The organism is Arsukibacterium sp. (genome assembly GCF_041616895.1).
Lineage (GTDB): Bacteria > Pseudomonadota > Gammaproteobacteria > Enterobacterales > Alteromonadaceae > Alishewanella.
Map to the genome: position 1 here is coordinate 1 of NZ_JBFJPY010000173.1, position 3,115 is coordinate 3,115.

Here is a 3,115-nt window from a genome sequence, read left to right on the forward strand (position 1 = left end):
AAAGCTTTAACCGTTTAAGCGAACAACACCGCGCTAAAGCCCGCCAGTTGCAGCAACAAAAAGATACCATCCGCGAGCAGCAAGACAGCAAATTATCAGAATTAGAGCAGGCCTTTAATCTGCGGCAGCACCAGGCGCAGCAACAGTTTAGTAGTCAGCTTACCAACGTCAGCAGCAGTATTGCGGTACTACAATGCCAGCTACAGGGCTCGATGCTAACTGCAGCCGAGCATGAAGCGCAGCGCAGCGCCGATTTACGCTTAGAAGATGCGCAGCAGCAAACACAGCAGCAAGGCCGTCAATTACAACAGCTACAACAGCAGTATCAGCAGGCAAGAAGCGCCCGCGATCAGGCTGATACCGAGCTGGAGCTTAGCCGCAAAGCGCTGCACAGCAGCGAGCAGCAGTTACAGCAATTGCACCGTCAGCTGACGCCAGAGCAAGGCAGCTTGCGCCACTTTTTGCGGCTGCACTATAACGGTTGGGAGCAGAAACTCGGCAAAGTGCTGGACGAGCGGTTACTAGAGCGGCAAGACTTGCAGCCGCATCTGGCCGATATCAGCGACAATTTGTTCGGCTTACAACTGGAACTCACGGCCATCGACACCCCGGATTACGCCCAGGACGAAGCCGCCATTCGCCATCGCATTCAGGCTGCCGAGCAGCAACTTGAGCAAGCCAGTGCCGGCAAATTGCAGGCTGAAAAGACTTTAAAAGAGCGCCATGAGCAAGCCGAGTTAAGCCGGACCCAAGTAGAGCAAGCCCAGTGGCAGCTAACCCAGTATGAGCAAAATATCGACTACGCCCGTGATGCCCGTAACCGCTTGCAGGCACAACAGCGGGAGCTGAATACTGTGCGCCAGGCCAGTGTTAAAACCGAATTGGCGGCGCAGCAGCAGCAGCTTGAAAAACTGCAACAGCAGCAACAAGCCGATTTACAGGCGCTGCAAAGTGATCATCAAAGCCAGAAAATGGAATTAAAAGCCGACTGGCAGGCGGAACTGCAGGTATTTGATGAGCAAATTAACGAGCTGGAGCGTCAGCTTGAGCATAAGCGCGATGATAATAAAAACCAGATCAAAGAACTGCAGCAAGCCTTTAATGAAGAGCTTTCTGCCAAAGGCATTGATCCGCGCCGCTTAACCGAGCTGAAACAAAAACAAGAGCAGCTAAAAAGTGAGATTAAAGCCGTCGAGGCGCGCCAGGATCAGCTAAGCGCCTGGCAGCAGTTTATTAAACTCGACTGGCAGCAGCTAAGGCCGCAACTGTTAGAGCGGGAAACGGCACTGAAACAGCAGCAGCGCACTGCCCAGCAAGCGCTGGAGCAACAAAAAGTAACCTATAGCAGCAACGCCAAAAAACTGGAAGAGCAAAAACGCCAGCAGCAAGAGCGGATGAGCCAGGCCGAGCAATTACTGAACCAGATTAAACCGGCGCTGCACAAACTGCAGGAGCTGCATTTGGCAGCCACTTCCCCGGCCACGTTAACCGGCTCTGCTGATTTAATAGAACGGTTGGCTCGCACTAATGAAGCATTAGAGCAGCGCAGCAAAGCCGACAGCGCCTTAAAAACTGCCATCGACCAGTTTGAAAGTATGCTAAGTAAAGACGCCGGACCCGAATTTTTAGACCGTCTGGAGCATGAAAAGCGCAAACTGCCTGATTATGCCGCCGAACGGCAGCAACTGCCTATTTTGCAAAACCTACTGGAAATATTAAAAGGCGCCCAACAACAATTGCTGGAGATGGGCGAGAATATTGGCGGCGATCTGAAAAAGTTCTTTACCGTGTTCAGCGATATTAACCGGCGCATTGCCTTGCAAAGCCGCCGCTTAAGCGAAGCGGTCGCCGACGATTTAGTGCTTGAAGGCATCAGCCGCTCAGAAGTGCGTATTTTATCCACCATTGACGAGCTGGGCTTCTGGCAGCCGCTGAAACACTTCGCCAAATTGTATGATGACTGGGGGGCCTCGGGCAAAGCGCTACCATCAGAGCAGTACTTAAATGCCCTGGCAGACGTAGTGGAGCTGCTGCGCAGCGATGAGCAGTACAGCATTGAGTCGTTACTGCGCCTGGAGCTGCATTTAAGCGAGGGTGGCTCGGAGCTGGTGATTAAAAATGACCGCCAGCTGTTGGAATCGTCCAGCCATGGTATGGCTTACTTAATTTTATGTAAGTACTTACTCGCCTTTACCCGTTTGCTGCGTGGCGCTGCCAAAGTAGCCATTCACTGGCCAATTGATGAAATCGGCACCCTGGCCTATCACAACGTGGAGAAGTTATTTGCCGCCTGTAGCAGCAATAACATTGTGATTGTCGGCGCCTTCCCCAATCCGGAATCTGATGTATTAATGCTGTTCAGCCACCGCTATTTAATTGAGCCGAGCCAGCAAGACCCAAGCAAACGTCAGTTAAAACGCATTCAACCCAAAGTTAGCCGACTGGCCGAGCGGTTGGCCAGTAAACAGCTGGAGGCAAGCTGATGTTACAACACGGACCAATACTCGAGCGCCTGCTGACTGGCAGTTTTATTTGCCAGGTGACTGACGAAGATGCCTTTCGCCATTTAAGCAATGAGCAAACTCAGCAGGATATTAATCACTACCTGCGGCCGTTAAACCGCCGCTTAGTCAGTAATGACGATAACAGTGTATTTTTCCTGGGCTACTTTGAGCTGAACAAAGAGGCCCGTGAGCAGCTCAGCAGCCAGTTTTCACTAACGGTGCAATCGTTGTTACCCCTGCTGGAGTGGTTGCAGCTGGTTCAGGAAACCCTGGGCCGCGACAGCGCGCTCACCGCCGGTGACACTATAAAACTCCAGGAATTTGTGCTGCGCACCGAAGATAACCAGAGCCTGCGTCAGCGCCTAAACCAGCTGGCCAGCGACCGCTTTTTTAACAGCCAGAGCGAACAACTGGATAACCAGGTAAAGCTGATTTTCCGCCGCTTAAAAGAGCACGGCTATTTGCTGCAGCCGCATCATGATCGCCAGTATTATGTGGTCACCGGTAAAATTGACTATTTAATTGATGTCATTCGCTTTATTCGCGATGAAGAGCAATTGCCGGTTGAAGACACCCCGAATCAGGAGGCCCTGCTCTGATGGCAACATTAG

2 protein-coding genes are annotated in these 3,115 nt (G+C 51.9%); both read left to right on the forward strand.

Annotated features, from left to right (window positions below; translation table 11 throughout):
• Window positions 1–2,483 (forward strand): ATP-binding protein (locus ABY802_RS16375; RefSeq protein WP_372628187.1); only part of this gene is annotated, 2,483 nt, incomplete at its 5' end.
• Window positions 2,483–3,103, forward strand: a complete 621-nt coding sequence (locus tag ABY802_RS16380; protein WP_372628188.1) for a hypothetical protein — start codon at window positions 2,483–2,485, stop codon at window positions 3,101–3,103. The genes ABY802_RS16375 and ABY802_RS16380, both read left to right, overlap by 1 nt.
• Window positions 3,104–3,115: the final 12 nt, after the last annotated feature.

Bases quoted from the DNA above. Each gene is read 5' to 3' on its own strand.
- ABY802_RS16380 (WP_372628188.1), top strand. From the start codon at position 2,483: ATGTTACAACACGGACCAATACTCGAGCGCCTGCTGACTGGCAGTTTT.